Annotated in this window: 25 protein-coding genes and 1 pseudogene; 11 read left to right on the plus strand and 15 right to left on the minus strand. The window is 67.7% G+C overall.

The genetic code is table 11. The features are described 5' to 3' along the window. Window positions 1-338 precede the first annotated feature (338 nt). The 14 genes from BN1701_RS35175 to BN1701_RS02270 all read right to left on the minus strand — a co-directional run bounded on the left by BN1701_RS35175 (window position 339) and on the right by BN1701_RS02270 (window position 8,416). Window positions 339-494, minus strand: coding sequence for a hypothetical protein (locus tag BN1701_RS35175; protein WP_157367731.1), 156 nt, complete (start codon window positions 492-494; stop codon window positions 339-341). Continuing rightward, the gene (locus tag BN1701_RS02210) at window positions 494-1,621 is read right to left on the minus strand and encodes a DUF932 domain-containing protein (RefSeq protein ID WP_082859614.1); all 1,128 of its coding nucleotides are present in this window, start codon (window positions 1,619-1,621) and stop codon (window positions 494-496) included. Before BN1701_RS02210 ends, BN1701_RS35175 begins: the two co-directional genes overlap by 1 nt. Window positions 1,622-1,910: 289 nt before the next feature. Beyond that, on the minus strand, window positions 1,911-2,123 hold the full coding sequence (locus BN1701_RS02215; protein ID WP_054044967.1) for a hypothetical protein: 213 nt from the start codon (window positions 2,121-2,123) through the stop codon (window positions 1,911-1,913). Between the two features lie 16 nt (window positions 2,124-2,139). Further along, window positions 2,140-2,547, minus strand: a complete 408-nt coding sequence (locus BN1701_RS02220) for a hypothetical protein (protein WP_054044969.1) — start codon at window positions 2,545-2,547, stop codon at window positions 2,140-2,142. Continuing rightward, entirely contained in the window at window positions 2,544-3,227 is a 684-nt protein-coding gene (locus tag BN1701_RS02225; RefSeq protein WP_054044971.1) for a hypothetical protein, read from the minus strand. Before BN1701_RS02225 ends, BN1701_RS02220 begins: the two co-directional genes overlap by 4 nt. Then, window positions 3,224-3,514 carry a hypothetical protein gene (locus tag BN1701_RS02230; RefSeq protein ID WP_054044973.1) on the minus strand — a complete coding sequence of 97 codons (291 nt, stop codon included), beginning with the start codon at window positions 3,512-3,514 and terminating at the stop codon, window positions 3,224-3,226. Before BN1701_RS02230 ends, BN1701_RS02225 begins: the two co-directional genes overlap by 4 nt. Further along, on the minus strand, window positions 3,511-3,894 hold the full coding sequence (locus BN1701_RS35180) for a hypothetical protein (RefSeq protein ID WP_054044976.1): 384 nt from the start codon (window positions 3,892-3,894) through the stop codon (window positions 3,511-3,513). Before BN1701_RS35180 ends, BN1701_RS02230 begins: the two co-directional genes overlap by 4 nt. Further along, on the minus strand, window positions 3,894-4,358 hold the full coding sequence (locus BN1701_RS35185; RefSeq protein ID WP_054044978.1) for a hypothetical protein: 465 nt from the start codon (window positions 4,356-4,358) through the stop codon (window positions 3,894-3,896). Before BN1701_RS35185 ends, BN1701_RS35180 begins: the two co-directional genes overlap by 1 nt. A gap of 488 nt (window positions 4,359-4,846) precedes the next feature. Continuing rightward, window positions 4,847-5,614, minus strand: a complete 768-nt coding sequence (locus BN1701_RS02245) for a hypothetical protein (protein WP_054044980.1) — start codon at window positions 5,612-5,614, stop codon at window positions 4,847-4,849. Then, window positions 5,611-6,156, minus strand: coding sequence for a hypothetical protein (locus tag BN1701_RS02250; protein ID WP_054044982.1), 546 nt, complete (start codon window positions 6,154-6,156; stop codon window positions 5,611-5,613). Before BN1701_RS02250 ends, BN1701_RS02245 begins: the two co-directional genes overlap by 4 nt. Continuing rightward, window positions 6,153-7,379 (minus strand): hypothetical protein, encoded by a 1,227-nt coding sequence (locus BN1701_RS02255; RefSeq protein ID WP_054044984.1) that lies wholly within the window; start codon window positions 7,377-7,379, stop codon window positions 6,153-6,155. The genes BN1701_RS02250 and BN1701_RS02255 overlap by 4 nt, the downstream gene beginning before the upstream one ends. Continuing rightward, window positions 7,369-7,629: a hypothetical protein gene (locus tag BN1701_RS02260; protein ID WP_054044987.1), complete on the minus strand. Its 261-nt coding sequence runs from the start codon at window positions 7,627-7,629 to the stop codon at window positions 7,369-7,371. Before BN1701_RS02260 ends, BN1701_RS02255 begins: the two co-directional genes overlap by 11 nt. Beyond that, window positions 7,626-8,081, minus strand: a complete 456-nt coding sequence (locus BN1701_RS02265; RefSeq protein ID WP_054044989.1) for a hypothetical protein — start codon at window positions 8,079-8,081, stop codon at window positions 7,626-7,628. The genes BN1701_RS02260 and BN1701_RS02265 overlap by 4 nt, the downstream gene beginning before the upstream one ends. Continuing rightward, on the minus strand, window positions 8,078-8,416 hold the full coding sequence (locus BN1701_RS02270; RefSeq protein ID WP_157367732.1) for a hypothetical protein: 339 nt from the start codon (window positions 8,414-8,416) through the stop codon (window positions 8,078-8,080). Before BN1701_RS02270 ends, BN1701_RS02265 begins: the two co-directional genes overlap by 4 nt. Before the next feature lie 511 nt (window positions 8,417-8,927). Between BN1701_RS02270 and BN1701_RS02275 the strand changes: the two genes are divergently transcribed. The 5 genes from BN1701_RS02275 (at window position 8,928) to BN1701_RS02285 (ending at window position 13,944) form a co-directional block, all read left to right on the plus strand. After that, on the plus strand, window positions 8,928-9,302 hold the full coding sequence (locus BN1701_RS02275) for a hypothetical protein (protein WP_054044993.1): 375 nt from the start codon (window positions 8,928-8,930) through the stop codon (window positions 9,300-9,302). A gap of 633 nt (window positions 9,303-9,935) precedes the next feature. Next, entirely contained in the window at window positions 9,936-11,147 is a 1,212-nt protein-coding gene (locus BN1701_RS02280; protein WP_054044995.1) for a helix-turn-helix domain-containing protein, read from the plus strand. Between the two features lie 815 nt (window positions 11,148-11,962). Then, window positions 11,963-12,382 carry a hypothetical protein gene (locus tag BN1701_RS35190; RefSeq protein ID WP_157367734.1) on the plus strand — a complete coding sequence of 140 codons (420 nt, stop codon included), beginning with the start codon at window positions 11,963-11,965 and terminating at the stop codon, window positions 12,380-12,382. A gap of 115 nt (window positions 12,383-12,497) precedes the next feature. Then, window positions 12,498-12,656 (plus strand): hypothetical protein, encoded by a 159-nt coding sequence (locus BN1701_RS36295; protein WP_172803175.1) that lies wholly within the window; start codon window positions 12,498-12,500, stop codon window positions 12,654-12,656. 73 nt (window positions 12,657-12,729) lie between these two features. Further along, complete coding sequence (locus BN1701_RS02285) at window positions 12,730-13,944, plus strand: JmjC domain-containing protein (protein ID WP_054044998.1); 1,215 nt, start codon at window positions 12,730-12,732, stop codon at window positions 13,942-13,944. Here BN1701_RS02285 and BN1701_RS02290 read toward each other — a convergent pair. Further along, window positions 13,936-14,787, minus strand: coding sequence for a phosphotransferase (locus BN1701_RS02290; protein ID WP_054045000.1), 852 nt, complete (start codon window positions 14,785-14,787; stop codon window positions 13,936-13,938). The two genes, BN1701_RS02285 and BN1701_RS02290, sit on opposite strands and share 9 nt — an antisense overlap. A 235-nt stretch (window positions 14,788-15,022) precedes the next feature. Between BN1701_RS02290 and BN1701_RS35195 the strand changes: the two genes are divergently transcribed. The 6 genes and pseudogenes from BN1701_RS35195 (at window position 15,023) to BN1701_RS02320 (ending at window position 19,561) form a co-directional block, all read left to right on the plus strand. Continuing rightward, complete coding sequence (locus BN1701_RS35195) at window positions 15,023-15,940, plus strand: hypothetical protein (protein ID WP_157367735.1); 918 nt, start codon at window positions 15,023-15,025, stop codon at window positions 15,938-15,940. A 214-nt stretch (window positions 15,941-16,154) separates the two neighbouring features. Continuing rightward, a complete protein-coding gene (gene ndk, locus BN1701_RS02300; RefSeq protein WP_054045004.1) occupies window positions 16,155-16,565 on the plus strand; it encodes a nucleoside-diphosphate kinase in 411 nt (136 codons plus the stop codon). Window positions 16,566-16,628: 63 nt separating this feature from the next. Beyond that, a pseudogene (locus BN1701_RS02305) lies at window positions 16,629-16,883 on the plus strand (nucleoside-diphosphate kinase); the annotation flags it as partial. 105 nt (window positions 16,884-16,988) lie between these two features. Next, the gene (locus BN1701_RS02310; protein WP_054045006.1) at window positions 16,989-17,915 is read left to right on the plus strand and encodes an ABC transporter ATP-binding protein; all 927 of its coding nucleotides are present in this window, start codon (window positions 16,989-16,991) and stop codon (window positions 17,913-17,915) included. Beyond that, window positions 17,915-18,721: an ABC transporter permease gene (locus tag BN1701_RS02315; protein ID WP_054045008.1), complete on the plus strand. Its 807-nt coding sequence runs from the start codon at window positions 17,915-17,917 to the stop codon at window positions 18,719-18,721. Before BN1701_RS02310 ends, BN1701_RS02315 begins: the two co-directional genes overlap by 1 nt. Further along, the gene (locus tag BN1701_RS02320) at window positions 18,722-19,561 is read left to right on the plus strand and encodes an ABC transporter permease (RefSeq protein ID WP_054045010.1); all 840 of its coding nucleotides are present in this window, start codon (window positions 18,722-18,724) and stop codon (window positions 19,559-19,561) included. Window positions 19,562-19,625: the final 64 nt, after the last annotated feature.

Genomic DNA, 19,625 nt, shown 5'->3' on the forward strand with positions numbered 1-19,625 from the left:
GGCCACAGTGGACGGATCGGTACACGGGTTGTCCGGGTGGTGGGGGCAGTCGGTGAGGTCACAGCGGCACCCCGGGTCACGGTCCAGCACAGCGGGACGGAAGCGGGATCGGTGATGGCCGGTGTAGCCCCGGTCTGCGGAGGTGCCCCCGGCGCGGCGGGCGCGGCCACGGCAGGCCGGACACCGGCCGGTGCGGGTCAGGTTCGGGCACCCCGGGCGCGAGCACGGACGGGCGGCACGGGCAGGCACAGCGGACCACCTCGGCATCCTCGGCAGGCATCCGGGCATGGGCACAGCCCCCACACCGGTCGGTGCGGGGGCTGTGCGGCGGTCGGTGTTCAGCGGGTCCACGGTTCGGGCAGGAATCCACCGGAGGACAGCCACCGGTCAAGGCCGGTGATCAGCTCTTTGAGCATGTCGAATTCGTGGAAGTCCTCGTCCGGGTTGTCTTTGCACAGGTCCCGGATCTGGGTGAGTGCGGCGTTCGGGTCCATCAGCCGGCCACCTGAAAGAGCTTGAACGCCTGGTGCTTGACGTCTCGGCCCCGGCCCAGCATGGCCCGTTCGGCGCGGATGCGGGCGGCATCGGGGGCCTCTCCCCGGACCGGGGCGAAGTGGTCGACGTACTCGGCGATGGTCTGGAATCCGGTCCAGTGGTTTCCCCGGTTGCCCTTGCGGATGTTGGAGTTGGTGTCCCCCTTGAAGATGGACAGCAGCTCCGTGGTCAACTGGTCGTCGCGGTCTTTGACGTCACCGCGCGCGTCGTCGGCGGGTTTGGGCCAGATCTCTCGGCACAGTGCCTCGAACTTTTTGATCGCCAGCGTCTCTTTGATCATCTTCTCGGCTTCGGCGTGGAACGCGTCGGCGTAGTCGAAGGTGATCTTGAGGGCTTCCCGGGCCTCGGCCACCCGGGCCGGGGCGGACGGGGAGTGGCGGAATGCCCACCGGGACTGGTGGTGTCCCAGTGCGGCGGCTTGGGTGTTGGCACACACCACCCGGACCGGTGTCACCAGGAACTCACTGGACCGGCCCGGTTGGAAGTAGTTCAGCCCCGCCAGGTTCAGCTCGATCTGATCGACCCCACCGACGAGGATGCCCTTGGGCAGGCGGGCGGTGATGAAGGTGTCCAGCCCGCCCCGCAACGATCCGGCGGTGTCGATGATCGCCCCGGACTGGTCGAGGATGGCGGCCAGGGTCTCACCCATCAGCTCATTGCTGATCGGGGTGTAGTCGAGCCCCCCGGCGGAGAGGACTTCCGGCTTCCCGGTGAAGGGGGAGGTGCGGACCACGGCCCGGTGGTGCGGCACCCCGAGCGGGATCTCGGTGTCGAACGCGTCGACCACGCGGCCCGCGTCGGTGGTCTCCCCATCCTCCATGCCGGTCGGGCACAGGTCATCATGCGGCTTGCCCAGGTCCACGGCACAGTCACGGCACTGGGTACCGGGAACGGCGGCCATGAGCGGCACCATGCGGACATCCCAGTTGTCCAGCTTGGCCATGGACAGGGCATCGGCTACGGACATCGGCCCATCGGCCACGGTGCCCAACCGGTGCCAGGCGGGGGTATTGGCGGACACAAAGGCGGCAGTCCCATCCTGCCCAATCTCAAGTTCATGAGCCATGACGGTAGAAACCCTTCCAATCGGGGGTGCCCATCCGGTGATTCCGGGGGCTGTGAGTGTTGCGGTTGGCAACACCCAATCTACCGGTCTGACTGCCCTTGTCCACCATTTTTGGAAGGCAATTCGGCGGTTCACACGAATAGTCTATCGATTCACTATTGATCAGCCGCGTGTATTTCGCTGACCCGAATTCGGGGTGTCGTGGAAATGCAAAGCGGGCTCGGCTGTCGCCGAGCCCGCTTGCTGATCCATTCGATTTCAGCGCCAACCGCAACCGAAAGGGTCGTCCTCAGTGTGCCGGGTCGGTCCCGATGGTGTCGAGGTCGTCGTCGGGGTCGAGTTCGGCGGTGAGGCGGGTGATCGCCGTGAGGCGCTGGCGACCGAGTTCGCTCTCGGCGTCGGTGCTGCCCAGTGCGATCACGTGGCGGGTGGCGACGGCGGCTGCGGTGGTGAGTACCCATTGGATGGCGGGGACGTCGGCGTCGGGGATCTCGATGAGCATGGCGTGGTCCTCCCGGTCAGGGGTAGGGGATCCGGGCGGCGCGTTCGGTGTCGGCGCGCAGCACCAGGGCGGGTAGGTGGGTGCGGCCTTCGCGTAGGGCGCGGTAGACCCGGTGCCAGCCGTCGATGACTACGGCGCCGAGCTGGTCGCCGTGGTGTTCCAGGGAGGCGACCAGCACGGGTCGGGACAGGTCGGTGGTCATGGCGTACTCGGTGTCGACCAGGACCCGGATGAGGCGGATTGTGTCGGGCGGGTCGGGCGTGAGCGGCAGGAACTGCTCCAGGCCGACGATTCCGGCCGCCGGGGTGAAGTCGGCGGCCGAGGGGTCGGCGGCGATCAGCTCGGCTGCCCGGGTGATGCACCAGCGGAACGCGGCGAAGTGGAACACCTGACAGTCCCGGTGGGTGGGCGGGTGCGTGGTCATGAGTCCCACCGGAGTTGTTCGGCGATCTCCAGCGCGGTCGCGACCGCATCGGGGTCGGCGGCGAACTCCTCGGGCGGCATGGCGGCCAGGCGCAGGCAGTCACGCTCCAGCCGTTGCGCGCCCAGCTCGGAGCCGGGTTCGCGGTAGGGCGGCGGCTCTGTGCCGTAGAGGCGTTGGTGGACCACGATTCTGGCCTGCTCGAACCTCATCGCGGGCTCGTCGGGCGGGATGGGCGCGGGTGGGATGGGGCGGATGGGGCCGTTGATGGCGGCGCGGAGCGTGCGGTGCACGGCGCGCAGGTTGTGTTCCTGCTTGGCGGTGGCGGTGGTGCCGTGGAGGTGTTCGTGGGCGCTCAGGGAGCGGCGCAGCAGGATGTTCCACCTGTTGGCGCCGATCATCAGCGCGCAGGTTGGGCAGGCGGCCCAGTCGCCGAGGCTGTGGGCTGCGGGTGTGTTGGGGGCGGTGAAGTCGCTTGCGGGCACGATGAACTGGGCGGTCGCGGTGGTGCAGAAGTCGCAGCGGCCCCGCCAGTGCGGCGGTGCCTCGACTGGGGCCACCGGGTGGTCGTCGGGGTCGATGGGGCTGTGGGCGAAGGAGACCCCGGATGCGGTGGCCATCCGGTGCAGCGACCGGTCGCACACCTGGCAGATGATCACGGGCAGAGGCGTGGGCTCGGTCATCGTTGGCCGCCGTGTTCGGCGATCAGGTCGCGGGCACGGTTGGAGTCGATCGGCACGATGTCGGGGCCGCGGACACCCTCCCCGCCGGAGTACAGCTCGGCGTGCCGGTCACACCAGGGCTCCTGGTACTCGGCGTCGAGGATCGTGCCGATCTCCCCGCACGCGGTGTCGGTGCAGGAGGCGCAGGACTCGCAGATCCCGTCCCCGACCGTCTCGACCTGGCCCAGGTGGACCAGGACCGCCACGGCCGGCGTGTCGTCGTTGCTACAGGTGATCTGCGCGTTCACTGGCCTGCCTTCGCTCGGAGCGGGTGATGGATGACGCCCTCGGGAGGGCAGTACGGGGCACGCCAGACGTCCTCGGGGAGAAGGACCACCCGGTACCGGTGCCACAGCTCGCCCGAGTCCTTGCGCGGCATGTGTCGACGCATCAGCGCGCTCACGGTGTCGCGGAACCGGATCGACTCCGGGCTCTCATCGGTGCCGCCACCGGGGCCGAAGAGGTGCTCGTCGGTGAGACCACCGATCGACACGGTCACCGTGTCGGGCTCGATCGCGCACGTGATCACCACGATGTCCTCGGGCATGTGCCCGTCCGTGCGGGCGGCCAGCAGCGCCTCGTGGGCCGCGGTGGCGGTCTCCAACACGCTCGGCGTCGTCTCGGCCATCACAGCACCACCCGGGCGAACAGGCCGTTCAGCTTCTCGCCGAGGCGGCGCAGGCGGCGGGTGATCGGGTGGCGCAGGTGGTAGCGGCGGACGCTGACTTTGCCGGGGGTGTGGGTGTTGCGCTCGAACTCTCGCAGGATGATCACGTTCGGGCCGACGAACCGGGAGACGCAGGGCCGGTGCAGGTTGTACCGGTCGATCCAGTCGGTGACGTAGGCGATCAGCTCGTTGGTGCTCTCGGCGCTTTCCAGGTCCGCCGGCGGGAGTCCGTGGACGTTGACGTCGATGATCCACGGCGCGGCGATCTCGTAGCGGTACACCGTCGCGGAGAACAGCAACCCGAACTGCTCGGGCAGCTCGTCCATCAGCAGCCGCGCCAGCCCCGGCACACTCAGGTGCTCGGTCTCGGCGTAGTTCGCGCCGACCGTCGTGTTCGCGTCCGATTCCGCCAACCGCGGCGGCATGTGAGGCGGAATGCCCCGGTGTCTTCTCCAGATGCCCAGCATGAGGGAATTTCCTCCCAGTGAGAGACGGGTCCCCTACGGCCCATTCAAGAGCCATTCGGTAGGGGAATTTGCCTCTCCATGCTGTGTCAGGAATTCGGAAATGGGCAAGCATTATTAATGCAATACACATCACCGTTCGACGAATGAAATCCGCGGCATTCCTCTATTTGGCAATTCTTGGCGTGACGCCATTTCTTGATGCCGGATTTTGGGCGACGTTTCGCATGGTGTGCGGGCGACTCGGCGGCGGCGAGTCGTAGCCGGTGAGTTGGGGAGGGTGGCGGCTCGCTCGGCAGCGCGCGCCGGGCCGCCCGCACGACGAAGCCTCGCCGCGGTCGCGACGAGGGCTCCTGGGGGTTGTTGGTCTCGACGGGCGATAGGCACAGCTCCGCCGAGCCCGACCAGTATGCGGTGGCGGCGATCATCCTGTCAACACATCACCGGATCTATTCGCAGTCGATCGCCAGGACCTCTTTCTGCTGTTGGGCGATGAGGGCGCCGAGGTGGGTCCAGGTGTCGAGTCCCCAGCGGGTGTCGCAGGCGGCGCACACGGCCTCGGCGCGGTCGGGGTCGATGAACAGTGCGGCCTGCCGGACCCAGTCGGCTTCCTCGGTCGACCACACCAGCACGGTGGTCTCCCGGCAGACGGGGCAGGCGTTGCCGCGCAGCCGGTAGCGCGGGGGCGGGTCGAGCACGGCGCGGGCGGCGTCGGCCCAGTGCTGGGCGCGGGTGGCGGCGTAGGCGAGGTAGTCCACGTCGTGGAGTTGCCAGTGTTCGGCGTGCGACGCCCAGGTGTGGACCTGTGTGGACAGTCGGGTGCGCGGGCCGGGGCCGAACACGTTGTGCCCCAACGCCGCGAGCGCGGAGCGCATCTCGGTGCCAATGTCGGCGACGACCGCCAGGGCGTTGAGCGCGGCAGGGGGCCTGGACCCCGTCGTGCCCCCGCCCGCGCCGCCGCGGTCCCCGCCGGGGCGAGTCGCCTCCACCAGCTGGTCCAGCAGACACGGGGCCACCGCCCGTTCGACCGCGCCGGACTCACGGGTGATGGTGCCGACCCCGGGCGAGGTGAGCTGGTCGACAGCGGCGTCGAACGCCAACCGCGCCGCCACAGGGTCGACCGGCGGCATGGTCGCGGGGACGGCCTGGTCCTCGACGAGCCGGTCGTGCACCCCGTACCCGTCGTCCAGGTCGAGCCTGTGCAGGGTGCGGGTCATCGGGCCACCGCCGAGTCCTGGGCGGCGCGGGCGTCGGCGACGCGGCTGGGGTGCATGCCGCTGGCAGGGTCGCGTTCCTCGCGCAGTCCGGCGCGGTTGCGCACTAGCGGCGCGCACACCTGCCTTCGTCGGGCACCGCAGAACCGGCACGCGACTTCCAGCGCCAGGTCGCGGTCCGGGTGCCGCTTCCAGCCCATCGCCGCGTAGACGAGGCGGATGCCGCGGGCACCGGCCCGAGCCGCCTGGTTGTTTTCGGCGGCCCGGTCCCGGCGCGGTCGGGGCACGGGCGTGTCCTGCGGGCGGCGGACCGGGTTGGTTCGGGCGGCGTCGATGCGCCCGGTGATCTCGACCGCGGTCGGTGCCGCCCCATGCCCGGCCATGGCGGCCAGGGCGGCGTGGCATTCCCCGGCGCTGTAGCCGCGCAGCTCCCGCAGCCACCGGGTGATGTGCACGTCGGTGACCGGGGTGGGGACGAGCCGGTAGTGGGTGAGCAGCGCGTTGACCTCGGCGCGGGTCAGCGGCGGCTGGTGCTCGCGGCTCACGCGCCCACCCCCACCAGCTCGCCCTGGGCGGCTTGGTCGAGGGCGGCGACGAGCAGCGCGTCCAGGTCGGCCGGGGTGGCATGTGTGGGCAGCTCGCCGCGCACCGCGAGCCCGACCGGTGACCGGTCGTCGTCGGCGACCGCGTCGGCGCGCAGCCGCTCGAACCCCTCGGCCGCGACCACGGCACGGCGGCGTTCGGCGGCCGGGGCCGTGGTGAGCGCGGCGCGCTGGTGCTCTCCGACCAGCTCGGGCAGCCAGGTCACCGGCAGCCGCTTGCCCGACCACTCCCGCAGCCCCGCCGCGACGGCCGCGGCCGGGACCTGCTCGGCGAGCAGCCCGATCACCTCACCGCGCAACCGGGCCAGCACCCGACCGGGCAGGGCCGGGACGTGCACCGCGACCAGCCGATCCGCCTCAACCCGCCGAACTGCGCGCCGGGAGCCGGGCGCCTCGCACGCGTGCGTGCCCTCGCGGGCGGGCGGGCTCGCGGGCGCGGGAACACCCACTTTTCGATCAACAGGAACAGGACCACGAGAAGTACCCCGCTCCCTACTCCCTTCTCCCAGGTCCATCGCCGAAGGGATCGGCGAAGGGTTCCCGGAAGGGGTCGGTGGGGGCTCCGACCAGGGCGAACGCTCGGCCTCGACCGTCTCGGAGGTCAGGGCATCGGCGGGCCCGGTGGCGAGCGGCGGCGTCGGCGGGGCCGGGTGGTCGACCACGGCGCGGGCGCTGCCCCGCACGGTGAACGCGGCCTTCACCGACGGCGGCAGCTCGCGGGCACCCGCTTCGAGTTCGTCGGCGGCGACAGTCGGGGCAGGGCCGGTCACCTCGACCGGCAGGCGGCGCAGCTCGGCGGCGAGGGCGCGGCGCAGCATCGTCGACTCGATGTCGAACGCGACCCGCAGCGCCGCGCGCAGCACGTTGGGCTGCTTCCACAGCTCGTCGTTGCGGACGAATGAGCGAACGAGCAGTTCCTCGTGGTCGTGGTCGATCACGACGAACTCGGCGGCGTCCAGCTCGCCGAGCGCCGCGCGCACCCCGTCGAACCCGAGGTCGGGGTGGGCGCGTGCCCACCGCTTCACCGCGAGGTCGAGGACCCCGGCGTAGGACAGCTTGGGTTGCGAGACCAGGAACAGGTAGAGCAGCTTCGCGGGCGTCGAGAGCGGCTGGAAGTCGGTGTCGGTCCAGATGTGCAGACTCAGGCGGGCGTGATCACGCGCCATGGTGTTCCTCCCCAGAACGATGAAGAGCACGCCCACGGCGCGCTGGAAGACGAAGTCGCGCCCGGATGCGGGCAGCGGTGTAGGTGGACAGCCGCAACACGGCGGCCGTCTCGGCATCGGTGCAGCCACGTCGGTGCATCCATGTGACGGCGAGTTCGCGGGCGCGCGGGGACAGCTCCTCGGCGACGAGATCGCCGTCCAGGCAGCGCCGGGCGGCCTCGGCGTCGGCGTGTTGGTCGACCGCGGTCACGACCGGGACGGGGTGATCGGCCCCAGGTCGTCCAGCCGGGCCAGCGGCAACGGTGGGTCGCCGGACGCGACGTCGAGGCTGTAGACCGGCTGCGGCTTGCCGCGGTTGCGGCCCGTGCGGTCGGTGCAGCGCACGTAGCGGCCGGTCGGGACCAGCACCCCGGCCGCGAGCAGCCGCTGCACGGTCGCCCCGACCACGGGCGGGCGAACCCAGGGCGGCAGCAGCGGCCGCCACCGGTTCGCGGTCGTCTCCCGGAACGGGTCTGCCAACGCGTCGCACACGATCACCGTGGCCACCGCCTGGACGTGGTCGGCGTTGCGCGGGTCGACCGCGAGCAGGGCGGCCACCCCGGCCACGGGGTCGCCCCCGGCCGGGGCGGCCGCGACCGCGCGGCGCGCGATCTTGGTGACTAGCTCCCGCACCCCGCCGTCGTTCGTGGCGGGCACGCTCATTGGTCCAACACCTTGAACGTGCGGACCTCGGTGATGTCGGAGACCTCCCCGACGAGGTCGGGGTAGCGCTCCTTGAGGATCTTCTGCGACACCGCGACCCGCAGCGTCGTCTTCCACGTCACCACCGGCCGACCGTCGATCGTGCCGACCTCCACCGCCCCCAGGCGTGCCTTCACCGCGCGCTGGAGCTCGGACTGGATCTTGGTGAACTTCGCGATCTTCTCGCCGGTCTTGCGCAGCAGCGCGATCTGCTCGGCGATGGCATCCAACGCCACAGCGTCCGAAGTGGACGTGGCATCGGTCGGGACGTGTGTGCTCAGAACGTTTTCGGGCACGGCGAAGCCGCCTCCCTGACGGCGTCAAGATCTGGTGAGTACATGCGACAGATGCGGCGCGCGCCAGGCAGGACGGTCAAAGCCGTTGCGGCGCAAGCCTTCTCAGTGACAGATAGACGGCCAACAGCGCGGCAACCACGCTGGCCGAGGACGCACGTCTTCGCCGGAATGAACGCACAGCACCCCCAGTGCTCGGCCAGGCCCGACGATCGAGCCCGGCGCCGCCCCCGCAAGGCGGCCCGAACCCAGGTTGTCCAAGATCCGCCAGTCTGTCAAGAACACACACCACGTGTGTCGGACGTAGAATTTGGACGGAAACGGTGTTACCTGGAATCTGACGTGCTGGACGGAATCCGCAGGGCTGGCAGGACGGGGGCGAGCTTGACGGCGAGGGTTCGCTGGTCGGGCAGGCTCGCATCGGTGCGGCATGGCTCCGCTAACGTGCGGGAGTGTCGCGAATCGGGGTCGTGACACCCCAGGCCGTCATGGCCGGGAGCGGAAGGGGGACGCCATGGGCGACATCGAACCAACACATGTCGACCTGCTCATCAGCAAGTACGCCAACGGGCGGTCCATCGCCGAGATCGAGCGCGAGAACGGGCTGACCGCAGGTGCGCTCGGCCACCACCTCAAACCCTCGCAGCGCGGCGGCGCACCCAAGTTCGAGGTGCTGATGAGATTCGTCGCCGCACTCGACGCGCCGCTTCGGGAAGTCTCCTCGGCCTTCTTCGCAGACGCCGGGGCCGCCATGGACGGAGGCGAACCCCTGCCGCCGCGCGCGGTCAGGCTCACCGAGCAATACCTCGGCCTCGACCCGACCCGACGACGCATCGCCGACCGCATGATCCAGGCCCTCGTCGACGACCAGACGGCCGAGACGAGGTAGACCGCACTCCTGCCTGCTGAGACGATCATCACGTTTCATCGGGCAAAACATGCGGCAGACGCCCGCCGATCATGGCACTGTTGAGTGGCCATGCGCGCCAGCGGTGACGCCATGGATCGGACAACGACGTTCACCAGGGCCTGGGGAGGTGCCTGGACATCACCGACGAACGACAACGCCCGCGGTGAGACGGGGGCGGACTGGGGAGTTGACGCTCGTGTCGCAACGTCCGTTGATCGACATACGGGAAGAACTCGGGTGCAAGGCCACTATCACCCCGGACGGTAGCGGCCACTACATGCTCATGTCCGGGCCCCACGTGAAGATCGGGGCCGTCGCCGAGACGCTGAACAGCCTCTCCGAAGACCGAGTCGAGCCTGCACGCGGAAGGGCTTGCCCGTCCAACGGCTCGGTGCTCGCAGCCCTCAGCCGAGCCGGGCTTCTCGTCAATACCAAGGGGCTACCGCGGTCCTGCGGCAACCCGGCGTGCGGGTGCACATGCCACGCGACCGGGAAGATTACCCCAGAGAGCGCTGGTTAAGTTCGCTCCAACCGGTATTAGGGCACTCGGCACTGGTGGCTCGTCTGGTTAGTCTGAGGTACGGACGTCGCCGAGACAGGGCAGGTACCGGCATGGACGAGAACGAGATCGGTCGGCGGATTCGCGAGGTGCGCTCGTGGCGTGGGATGGCGCTGCGCACGGCCGCGGATCTCGCTGGATTCTCGTATGGCTACTTGGCGCAGATCGAGCGCGGCGAGAAGCCGGTGAACAGCCGCAACGTCCTCGAAGCGATTGCATTCGCGCTGAGGGTCGATCCGTCGCAGTTGACCGGCCAGCCATGGGCGCCGGTTGACACGAAAGGGAAGGCCGCGCTCGCGACCGTTGCCGACGTCGAGACGGCCTTGGAGGTGTACGAGCGCGGACATGATCCCGGTGTCGAGCTGAGGCCGTGGCCGGAGCTTGCCTCCGACATCGCTCAGCTCATGGACCTGACTCACGTTCATGCGGACTATGCGGCGCAAGGTGCGCTCGTTCCGCGCCTGCTCGCTGAGCTGCACGCGGCCTACGTGCGTCTCCCCGAACGCCGCGCCGATGTGCTTCTCGCGCTCATCCACTGCTACAGCTCGGCATGTTGGACAACAAAACGCTTGGGCGGCCGTGGACTTCCGACTATCGCGGCGCGATTGGCACAAGAGTGCGCCGAAGAACTTGGCCTGCCAGCGTGGATCGGCTACGCGACGTGGCTCCGCGGCGATGCCACCGGGCAGCTAAGCCGCGACATGCAGTATCGGCGCTGTGTCAGCATGGCCGACCAACTCTCGGGAGCATTGGACGACGCAGACGTGGCGCAGGCATACGGGATGTTGCAGCTCAGCGCCGCGCTCGCCGCGGCGGCCCGTGCAGACCGCGACACGGCCGAGTTGCATCTCACCGAGGCGGCGGGAATCGCTGCCAGGTTGGAAGCCGAGGTGGGTTCGTTCGCTCATCTCTGGTTCGGGCGAACCAACGTCGGAATCTGGCGTGTCGGATTGGCAACCGAGTTCGGTGACGGGCCGAAGGTTGCGGAGATCGCGCGGGACGTTCACCCCGAACTGATTCCGTCTCCAAGCCGGCAGGCGGAGTTCTGGGCCGACCTTGGCCGGGCGATGTTCCAAGACGCGAAGTCGCGCGATCAGGGGCTTACGGCGTTGCTGCGAGCGGAAGAGTTGGCGCCGCAACGGATCCGCAATGACGTCTTCGTTCGGGAGGCGGTCTCCGACCAGCTTCGCCGTGCACGGCGAGAGTCGGGTGGGCGTGAACTTCGGGGCTTGGCCTATCGCATGGGCGTAGCGCCAAACGGGTGAACTCGACCCGTGTGTACTTCTGGTGCACAAACTGATCTAGGTCACTCATAACGTCGTCTCCGATACAGGAGGTGACGACATGGTGATCGTGTTCGCGGTCGCAGGTACCCACTTCGCTGCACTCTTGTTGGTGGCGGTGGTGGGCCTGTGCCTGAATGGCTTGGCCGTGCTGTTGGAGCGCCGTCGAGACGCTCGCCGTAGGGCGACTGAGTTGGCTGTTGCCGTGGCGATCGTTCGTGGCCGAGCGAGTGCACTTTCCACGCCTGACGTGTCCACGCCTGCCTATGTCAGCCCGACGGGTGGGAGTGGACTCCTGACTCGCATCTGCCCGTCGGGTGTTCCACCGCTGCTGGATGCGCTCACCGCGCATACCCCCGCCAGCAGCCGCACGGCGAAGAGGCGGCGCCCCTCTGCCGGGTCGCGTTTCCGGCCACCGTGCGATTCCGGCGAGGCGCAGGAAATGCGTGGCGAGACCGCTGACTCGCTGTCGACCGTGCCTCGCAGGCCGACCGGCACGGCGGCGTGGGCGACGCCGTGCGGGTCCGCCGGAACGCTCGGTGGGCGAGTCTCCAGATGAGGGTCATCGCAACCGAACCGATCTGGGTCCGTGGAGTCCATGAGCCGCAGCCGGTGCACATGTTGGGTACCAGCGATGGTCGCCCTAGAAGGGTGGATGGGGGCGAGCGGTACGGGTACGTTGCGGTCGCGGTTTGCCGCACATGGGTCAGGGCTGGGGAAATCGCGATGCCAAACACCGCGGCGGAAATCTGTGCGGTCTGCCGTTCGGTCGCGGAGCGCATGGGCGGGGTTGTCTGATGAAGCGCGTCGCAAGTTCGACACATCAGCCGTCCGCATATCGGGTGTCAGCGAGGAATCATCTGGATGCGGCGGCAGCGCAGGTACTTAGGGACCAGGTTGCGCGCCTATGCCGCAACGGATTTCGGGCGCTTCCGCTACCGAACCTGTTCGCCAAGGTCGACGGGCTCTACCTGTATCGCCCAAGCGCCAACGGGTACATCGACACGATCGTGATCCGATCGGCGGATTGCGCTGTGGCAGCACGAGTGCGTGACCGGTTCGATCCCGCGGATCCGCTGCCCGAAGACGCGGCTCTGTGGTCGACCAGCGGTGAGCTGGATTCGGTCGTGGACAAGGTGTTCGGAGATCTTCGAGACGAGCGCGACCGACGTGGCGCCATGCGCCATTCGGGCCATCTCGGCATCCAACAATCCTGAGCGTCGGCCTGTGTCGCCTTCTGTCGCGCGGGTGAGCGGATCACCCGATAAGTGGTAGGCGCCGACGCCTGATCCGCACCAGCCTGAACAACGAGGAACGAAGGGAGGGAATGAAATGACCGATGAATCCGGCCTGGTTGTTGGTGTCCAGCACCTGTCCGTCGTGCGCGACCGCTTCGACGTGGCCAAGGGCGACCCGTCGAAGGATGGCGGTGGGGATGGTCACGGCGACGCTGGCGGCGATGGCCTGAACATCCCGGAATCCATGGAGTAACCGACCACGGCGGCGGATCGGCTCAGCGTTGCGCCGGTCCGCCGCTGTCTTGTCTTCGCTAAGGAGCACACACGTGGATCACTACCTGATCGAGGCCGTCGAGAAAGCGTTGGGCTGGAACGGATCTCAGATGTTAGGGCAACGGTTCGCCAAGGGGACCATGGAGGATGCCGCACTCTGCACTCGGCTTCTCACGCCGACTCGATTGCTCGATGCGATCATGCGCCGCTCGCTGACTTCGCCCCAATTGCGCTGCTTCCAAGGCGGTGCGGAGTTGCACCCGGATGCCTACCTGGCCAACGCCGTGACACGGCGTGGCCAGACCACACCGATGGCTCGCATGGACAAGCTGGGCGACCTCATCCGATCCGGCTGTACCGTCGTTCTCGACTCGTTCGACACCTTCGACCCGACGATGGAGGTCGCGTGCCGCGCGTTGCAGTGGTGGTCTCGGGAGCTGGTGCAGGTCAACACATACTTGACCACGAACGAGGCTTCGGGATTCGACCTTCACTGGGATGACCATGACGTGCTGATCGTTCAGCTCGGCGGGGAGAAGACCTGGGAAGTCAGGGGTGCGTCCCGCGCAGCGCCCATGTACCGCGACGCTGAACCCAACCGGGTGTCCAGCGACGAAGTGGTCTGGGCTGGCACCATGCGCGCGGGCGACGTCATGCACATCCCGCGCGGGTATTGGCACCAAGCCACCCGCACTGACTGCGGCGACGGCTACAGCCTGCACGTCACGTTCGGGTTCGTGAAGCGAACCGGCGTTGACTGGCTGGCCTGGATCGCAGATCGGTCACGTGAGGAAGAAGTCTTCCGCACCGACCTCAAACGGTGGGCACTTCCTGCCGAGCAGCGGGCACAAGACCTCACGCTCAGCGCGCTCGTGCCCGGCCTGCTGGCGAAGTACCCACCCCTGGAGTACCTCACTACCCGAGAACTGGAGCGCCCGGCTCATCGAGCGGTTCGCACGCACGGCACCTTCGGCCCGCCGATGGACATAGTGTGCGTGACCGAGTTTCCACCGCACATCAAGTCCAATGACGACACCATCGACGTGCTCGCGGCAGGCAAGGCGATCCGATTCGCCGCTGCCGCCGAACCCGCTGTTCGGCTGTTGCTGTCGGGCAATCCCGCCAACGTCGCTGCTGTCGCAACCGCGACCAGCATTGATGCACGCGTCATCGCAGAAGCTCTCACCAACGAGGGGCTCTGCGTCGAACTGACCGATGAACTCGCCACCGGCTATGTCGGCGTGGTGGGCCAGCGCGCGTCAAACTGAACGCAGCTCCACCAGCAGCACGTCCGCCGCCGCCTGCGCGGCCACCGACAGCGGTGTTGACTCCCCGCGCCGGGCGGCGATGCGGACAGCATTTGCACACTGCAATAGCTGAGCGAGCTTTCCCGAGCGTGATGTCATGTCCGCCGAGAACTCGTGCTGAACACGAGCGGCCAGTTCGGGATCGTGCAACGACGCCTGCCACAGGCACGCCGCGTCGAGTCCACGCGGCCCCGCGCCCCAGTCTTCCCAGTCGAGAAGGTAGCCGTCGACGGTGAGGTTGCCCCAGTGCACGTCCGTGTGTGCGGTCGCCCACTCGTCCACGGATGTGTCCAGATCGCCGAACACCTCGGTTATCCGCTTGGTCAGATGAGCCTGACTCATCCCGACCCGCTCAGTTGAGTGCGATCCAAGCGCGGCGAGCGAGTCCCGAAGTTCCGTCCACCATGAGCCCGGCAGCGTGACGGCGGAAGCAGGGGTATCCACGATCGGGGCGTTGACTAGTTCGACCTCGTCCGCGCGCCAGACAACATCGCGCTCGGGGTCGACCCAAGTTGCCCCTTGGAACCACTCCGGTTTGCGCACGCCGCGGATGGTCGCTGCGGCCTCCAGACCGACCCACACCGCGCTGTTGATCCGCCAACGCTGGCGGCGCTCGACCCGCACCCACGTTCCCGCGGCAGTGCGGAAGCCCTCGGTGGCACCGTAGATGCCGAACACGACTGATGATCGTTCAAGCGTGACCCCTAGGGTGCGCTCGACCCTGTCGAGGACGTCGTCGTGCGGTTGTTCCCGCACATCGAAGACGGGGTTTGGGACGACGCTGGACGGCTGAGCGACGCTCACAAGGACGCCCTTCGATTGGACAAGACGGGGGCAGTACATGATGCACCCTCCGTGCTTGCCTTGTCACAGCAGGGGGCGACGACTGCTGGATAGTTACACGTAGACTCACGAATGATCTGCGAGGTGATCGGTGGCTGCGGCCACCTTGTGTAACGTCGCAGGCTGGGAGCGGCGATGTCTGTCACAGTTGCCGCGTCCGACTGAGTCAGATGCGGAGTCCGTGACGTTGGACGGGGTGACCTTGCCGCCGGATATTGCAGAGTTGAGTCACAGCTTGTTGGAGTGGTTGTACGACCACTATGACGACGGGGCTGATACTCCGGGCGTGGGCGAGTTCTTCGAGAGTCGTGCCGCGGCGAGGGCCGAGCTCGGTTATCTTCTCGTTCAGTATCTTGCGAGCCGCGACTTGGTGAAAGACTGGTCAACGCTGGGTGGGCCTGATGCCCGCATCACCGCTCGCGGCCTGGATCTTGTCCAACAGATTCGTGCGCAGCGCGCGGGCGATCCAGGTGAGCGAACACGTGCGTTGCGACGCATAATGCTTCGCTGGCTGGACGATCACGAGCGGAGAGCCGAGACGGTCACGAACTGGGACGACTTCCTTGTCAGTCCGTCGGCCCGCCACAACGGCGTGACCTTCGGGCTCATCGACGTTGCTCGTGAGGCGGATTACCTCGTTCGGGTCGGTCTAATAAGTGGTGGCTCTCACCAGTCCGGGCCTGGAATGTTGCGGCCAAGGCTCACACATAATGGTCGAGACTGTGTAACGGATTTTGGGGGAGCTGTGGCTGAGTATCTGCGAGCAGTAAATGCTGGCGGCACGGTAAATGTGGCAGTGAATGGCGACCGTCCTCAGGTTGCTGTCGGTCAGAACATTGCGCAGAATCGGAATGATTCCGTCGTGATGCCGCAGTATGAGCCACTCGCAAATGCGCTCCGCGAGATCCTCGGCAAGGTTTCAGGCTGGGAGCTCGATGATGACGACAAGAGCGACGTCAAAGCTATCGCTGGCGAGTTGCTCGACGAGGTAGCGCGCGACGAGCCTGACGAGGGGGCAATCCGACGTAACGTCCGGGCCATCGGACGAATCCTGAACAGCATCGCCATGAACCCTGACGTGCAAACCGCGCTTGCGGGCCTCGTTGTCGCCTAGGTGACTGTCGGTTGTTGCGATGTTGATCCACTTTGCTGTCGTTCGACACCTGGGTCCTTCGACTGCACTCTGTGCGGGAGCCTGCTGTCGCCCGCAGGTGCCCAATGCCATCCCACGCTCCCGTGTGAGTTCGGGGCGAGGCCGGTAGCTACGCTGACCGCGTCCTCGTCGATCCCGAGGCAACAACCAATTCTGATCTGTATGAGGAGCTAGCGTGAGCGAGCGCAGCCTGGTCCTGGTTAAGCCGGACGGTGTGAGCCGTGGTCTCGTCGGCGAGGTCATCTCGCGTATCGAGCGGAAGGGGCTGACGATCGTCGCGCTTGAGTTGCGCAACGTCGACCGCTCGCTGGCCGAGCAGCATTACGCGGAGCACGCTGAGCGCCCGTTCTTCGGTGACCTCCTGGAGTTCATCACCTCTGGTCCGGTCGTGGCGCTCGTGGTCGAAGGCCCGCGTGCGGCGGCGGCGTTCCGCCAGCTCGCGGGCGGTACCGACCCGGTCGAGAAGGCAGCTCCCGGAAGCATCCGCGCAGACTTCGGCCTAGAGGTCCAGTACAACCTCGTGCACGGCTCCGACTCGCCCGAGTCCGCCGAGCGTGAGGTCAAGCTCTGGTTCCCTGACCTCTGATCGGACGTTGGCGGGCCTCTGAACTGCGGATATGTAGTCAAGTGCCCACTAGTCCCTAGTGGGCACTTGACTAAGCCGTTCTTCGAGTCCCTGCTCGAATTCATCACCTCCGGTCCGGTCGTGGCGCTCGTCGTCGAGGGCCCCCGCGCCGTCTCGGCGTTCCGCCAGCTCGCGGGCGGCACCGACCCGGTCGACAAGGCCACCCCGGGCACCATCCGCGGCGACTTCGGCCTCGAGGTGCAGTACAACCTGGTGCACGGCTCCGACTCGGCCGAGTCCGCCGAGCGCGAGATCAAGCTCTGGTTCCCGAACCTCTGAGCTCTGCCCCGACCGCGCCGCCGCTCCGAGAACCTCGGGGCGGCGGCGTCGCGTTCAGGCCGAAATCCACTCGGAACTGTCGGTGCCCTTGTCTAGGGTGGCCGAGTGGGTGGCAACGGCGCGCTGGTGCGCGCGGAGGGGCTGACGAAGCGCTTCGGCGACTTCACCGCGGTCGACGGCATCGATCTTGAGGTGCGGCCGGGGGAGGCGTTCGGGTTCCTCGGGCCCAACGGCGCGGGCAAGTCCTCGACGATGCGCATGATCGCCTGCGTGTCGCCGCGCACCGGCGGCGAGTTGAGTGTGCTCGGGATGGATCCGCTCCGGCAGGGGCCCAGCATCCGGGCCCGGCTCGGGGTGGTGCCGCAGGCGGACAACCTCGACACCGAACTCTCGGTTCGGCAGAACCTGCACATCTACGGCCGCTTCTTCGGCATGCCCAAGGCGCAGGTTCGCGCGAAGGCGGTCGAGTTGCTCGACTTCGCCCAGCTCACAGAGCGTGCCGACGACCCGGTCGAGCCCCTCTCCGGCGGCATGAAGCGGCGGCTGACCATCGCGCGCTCGCTGATCAACGACCCTGAGCTGCTGCTGCTCGACGAGCCGACCACGGGCCTGGACCCGCAGGCCCGTCACCTGCTGTGGGACCGGCTGTTCCGGCTCAAGCAGCAGGGCGTCACGCTGATCATCACCACGCACTACATGGATGAGGCCGAGCAGCTCTGCGATCGTCTCGTCGTCATGGACGGCGGCCGGATCGCCGCCGAAGGCAGTCCCACCGAGCTGATCGCCCGCTACTCCACCCGCGAGGTGCTCGAACTGCGGTTCCCGCCGGGCGAGCAGAAGGCCGACGGCGTGGCCGACCTCGCCGACCGCGTCGAGGTGCTGCCCGACCGGCTCCTGCTCTACACCGCCGACGGCGAGGCCGCGCTGGCCGCCGCGCACGAGCGCGGGATCCGGCCGGTGTCGAGCCTGGTGCGCCGCAGTTCGCTGGAGGACGTCTTCCTCCGGCTCACCGGCCGAACACTGGTCGACTGATGACGACCGTCCAGCCGACCGGCCGCGTGCTGTCCCCGGTGCGCGCCTCGTTCCTCGTGTTCGACAGCCTCTGGATCTGGTACCGCAAGAACTGGCGCGCGTCGGTCACGTCGGGCTTCCTGCAGCCCGTGCTGTACCTGGTCGCGCTCGGGTTCGGGTTCGGCTCGCAGGTGCGGCCCGGCGAGGTCACCCTCGGTCTGCCGTACGTGCAGTACCTGGCGCCCGCGCTGCTCGTGGCGTCGATGATGCAGATCGCGGCGTTCGAGTCGACCTACCCGGTGCTGTCGGCTTTCCGCTGGCAGCAGACCTACCTGGCGATCACCGCCACCCCGATCACGCCAGCCCAGGTCCTCGGCGGCCAACTCGCCTGGATCGCCGCCCGCCTGGGCTTCTCCGCCGTCGCGTTCGCCCTGATCGCGGCAGTCCTGGGGGCGGTGACGAGCCCCGCGATCGTGCTCGCGGTCGTCGTCGCGGTGCTGACCGGCACCGCCGTCGCCGCGCCGATCGTGGCCTACTCGGCGACGCTGGAGTCCGAGGGGCAGGGCTTCAACGTGCTGTTCCGGTTCATCATCATCCCGATGACGCTGTTCGCGGGCACGTTCTTCCCGGTCGACCAACTGCCCGGCTGGGTCCGCCCGCTGGTGTGGATCACCCCACTGTGGCACGGCACGGAACTGTCGCGCGACCTGACTTTCGGCACCGTCGAGCTGTGGTCGGCACTGGGTCACACGGCTTATCTGGTGGCCCTGCTCGCCCTCGGCGCCTACCTGGGGAAACGCGTCTTCGAGCGAAAGCTGGCGGTCTAGATGACAGTCCTGGACCGGCCACCCGCCCCGCCCGAACCGGTGGGCCTGCTCCTGCGCGTGCTGCCCACCGGCATGTACGCGGGCCGCGCGAGCGTCCTGATCGAACGCGCCGCCATCGTCAACCGCCGCACGTGGCTACTGATATTCACGGGGTTCTTCGAGCCGCTGTTCTTCCTGTTCGGCCTGGGCTTCGGCTTCGGCAAACTCGTTGGCGACGTCGTCGGCCCGACCGGCCAACCGATGACCTACGTCGCGTTCGTCGCCCCAGCTTTGTTGGCCGCCTCCGCGATGAACGGCTCGGTTTACGACGCGACTTTCAATTTCTTCTTCAAGTTCAAATACCGAAAGCTCTACGACGCGGTTCTCGCCACCCCACTGGGACCCCTCGACATCGCCATCGGCGAAATCACCTGGGCCCTGATCCGCGGTGCCCTGTATGCCGGGGGATTCCTCGCGGTGATGCTCGGAATGGGCCTGCTGACGTCGTGGTGGGCCTTGCTGGCACTGCCCGCCGCGATCCTGATCTCGTTCGGTTTCGCCGCGGTGGCGATGGCGTGCACGACGTACATGCGGTCGTGGCAGGACTTCGACTACGTGCAGCTCGCGCTGTTGCCGATGTTCCTGTTCTCGACCACGTTCTTCCCGATCACGGTCTACCCGGAGGCGATCGCCTTCGCCGTGAAATGCTTCCCCCTCTACCACGCCATAGAACTCATGCGCGGCCTCTGCACGGGTTTCGTGGACGCTTCGATGCTCGGCCACCTCGCGTACTTCGCGGTCATGGTGGCGGTGGGAGTTGTCGTCTCGGCCCGAAGACTGGGCAAACTCCTGCTTTCCTAGACATCGCTCTTAATCCAGTGAATCTGGATCCTGACGGCGAATGGGAACCACCTCGGCGATCGGG

Origin of the sequence: Alloactinosynnema sp. L-07, assembly GCF_900070365.1 — a bacterium.
GTDB lineage: Bacteria > Actinomycetota > Actinomycetes > Mycobacteriales > Pseudonocardiaceae > Actinokineospora.

Excerpts from the sequence above, each read along its gene's own strand:
- BN1701_RS02275 (WP_054044993.1), top strand. The coding sequence starts at position 8,928 with ATGGGCGACATCGAACCAACACATGTCGACCTGCTCATCAGCAAGTAC.
- BN1701_RS35190 (WP_157367734.1), top strand. The coding sequence starts at position 11,963 with ATGAAGCGCGTCGCAAGTTCGACACATCAGCCGTCCGCATATCGGGTG.
- BN1701_RS35180 (WP_054044976.1), bottom strand. The coding sequence starts at position 3,894 with ATGGCCGAGACGACGCCGAGCGTGTTGGAGACCGCCACCGCGGCCCAC.
- BN1701_RS36295 (WP_172803175.1), top strand. The coding sequence starts at position 12,498 with ATGACCGATGAATCCGGCCTGGTTGTTGGTGTCCAGCACCTGTCCGTC.
- BN1701_RS02315 (WP_054045008.1), top strand. The coding sequence starts at position 17,915 with ATGACGACCGTCCAGCCGACCGGCCGCGTGCTGTCCCCGGTGCGCGCC.
- BN1701_RS02245 (WP_054044980.1), bottom strand. The coding sequence starts at position 5,614 with ATGACCCGCACCCTGCACAGGCTCGACCTGGACGACGGGTACGGGGTG.
- BN1701_RS02220 (WP_054044969.1), bottom strand. The coding sequence starts at position 2,547 with ATGACCACGCACCCGCCCACCCACCGGGACTGTCAGGTGTTCCACTTC.
- BN1701_RS02320 (WP_054045010.1), top strand. The coding sequence starts at position 18,722 with ATGACAGTCCTGGACCGGCCACCCGCCCCGCCCGAACCGGTGGGCCTG.
- BN1701_RS02210 (WP_082859614.1), bottom strand. The coding sequence starts at position 1,621 with ATGGCTCATGAACTTGAGATTGGGCAGGATGGGACTGCCGCCTTTGTG.
- BN1701_RS02255 (WP_054044984.1), bottom strand. The coding sequence starts at position 7,379 with ATGGCGCGTGATCACGCCCGCCTGAGTCTGCACATCTGGACCGACACC.
- BN1701_RS02265 (WP_054044989.1), bottom strand. The coding sequence starts at position 8,081 with ATGAGCGTGCCCGCCACGAACGACGGCGGGGTGCGGGAGCTAGTCACC.
- BN1701_RS02215 (WP_054044967.1), bottom strand. The coding sequence starts at position 2,123 with ATGCTCATCGAGATCCCCGACGCCGACGTCCCCGCCATCCAATGGGTA.
- BN1701_RS35175 (WP_157367731.1), bottom strand. The coding sequence starts at position 494 with ATGGACCCGAACGCCGCACTCACCCAGATCCGGGACCTGTGCAAAGAC.
- BN1701_RS02280 (WP_054044995.1), top strand. The coding sequence starts at position 9,936 with ATGGACGAGAACGAGATCGGTCGGCGGATTCGCGAGGTGCGCTCGTGG.
- BN1701_RS02225 (WP_054044971.1), bottom strand. The coding sequence starts at position 3,227 with ATGACCGAGCCCACGCCTCTGCCCGTGATCATCTGCCAGGTGTGCGAC.
- BN1701_RS35185 (WP_054044978.1), bottom strand. The coding sequence starts at position 4,358 with ATGCCGCCGCGGTTGGCGGAATCGGACGCGAACACGACGGTCGGCGCG.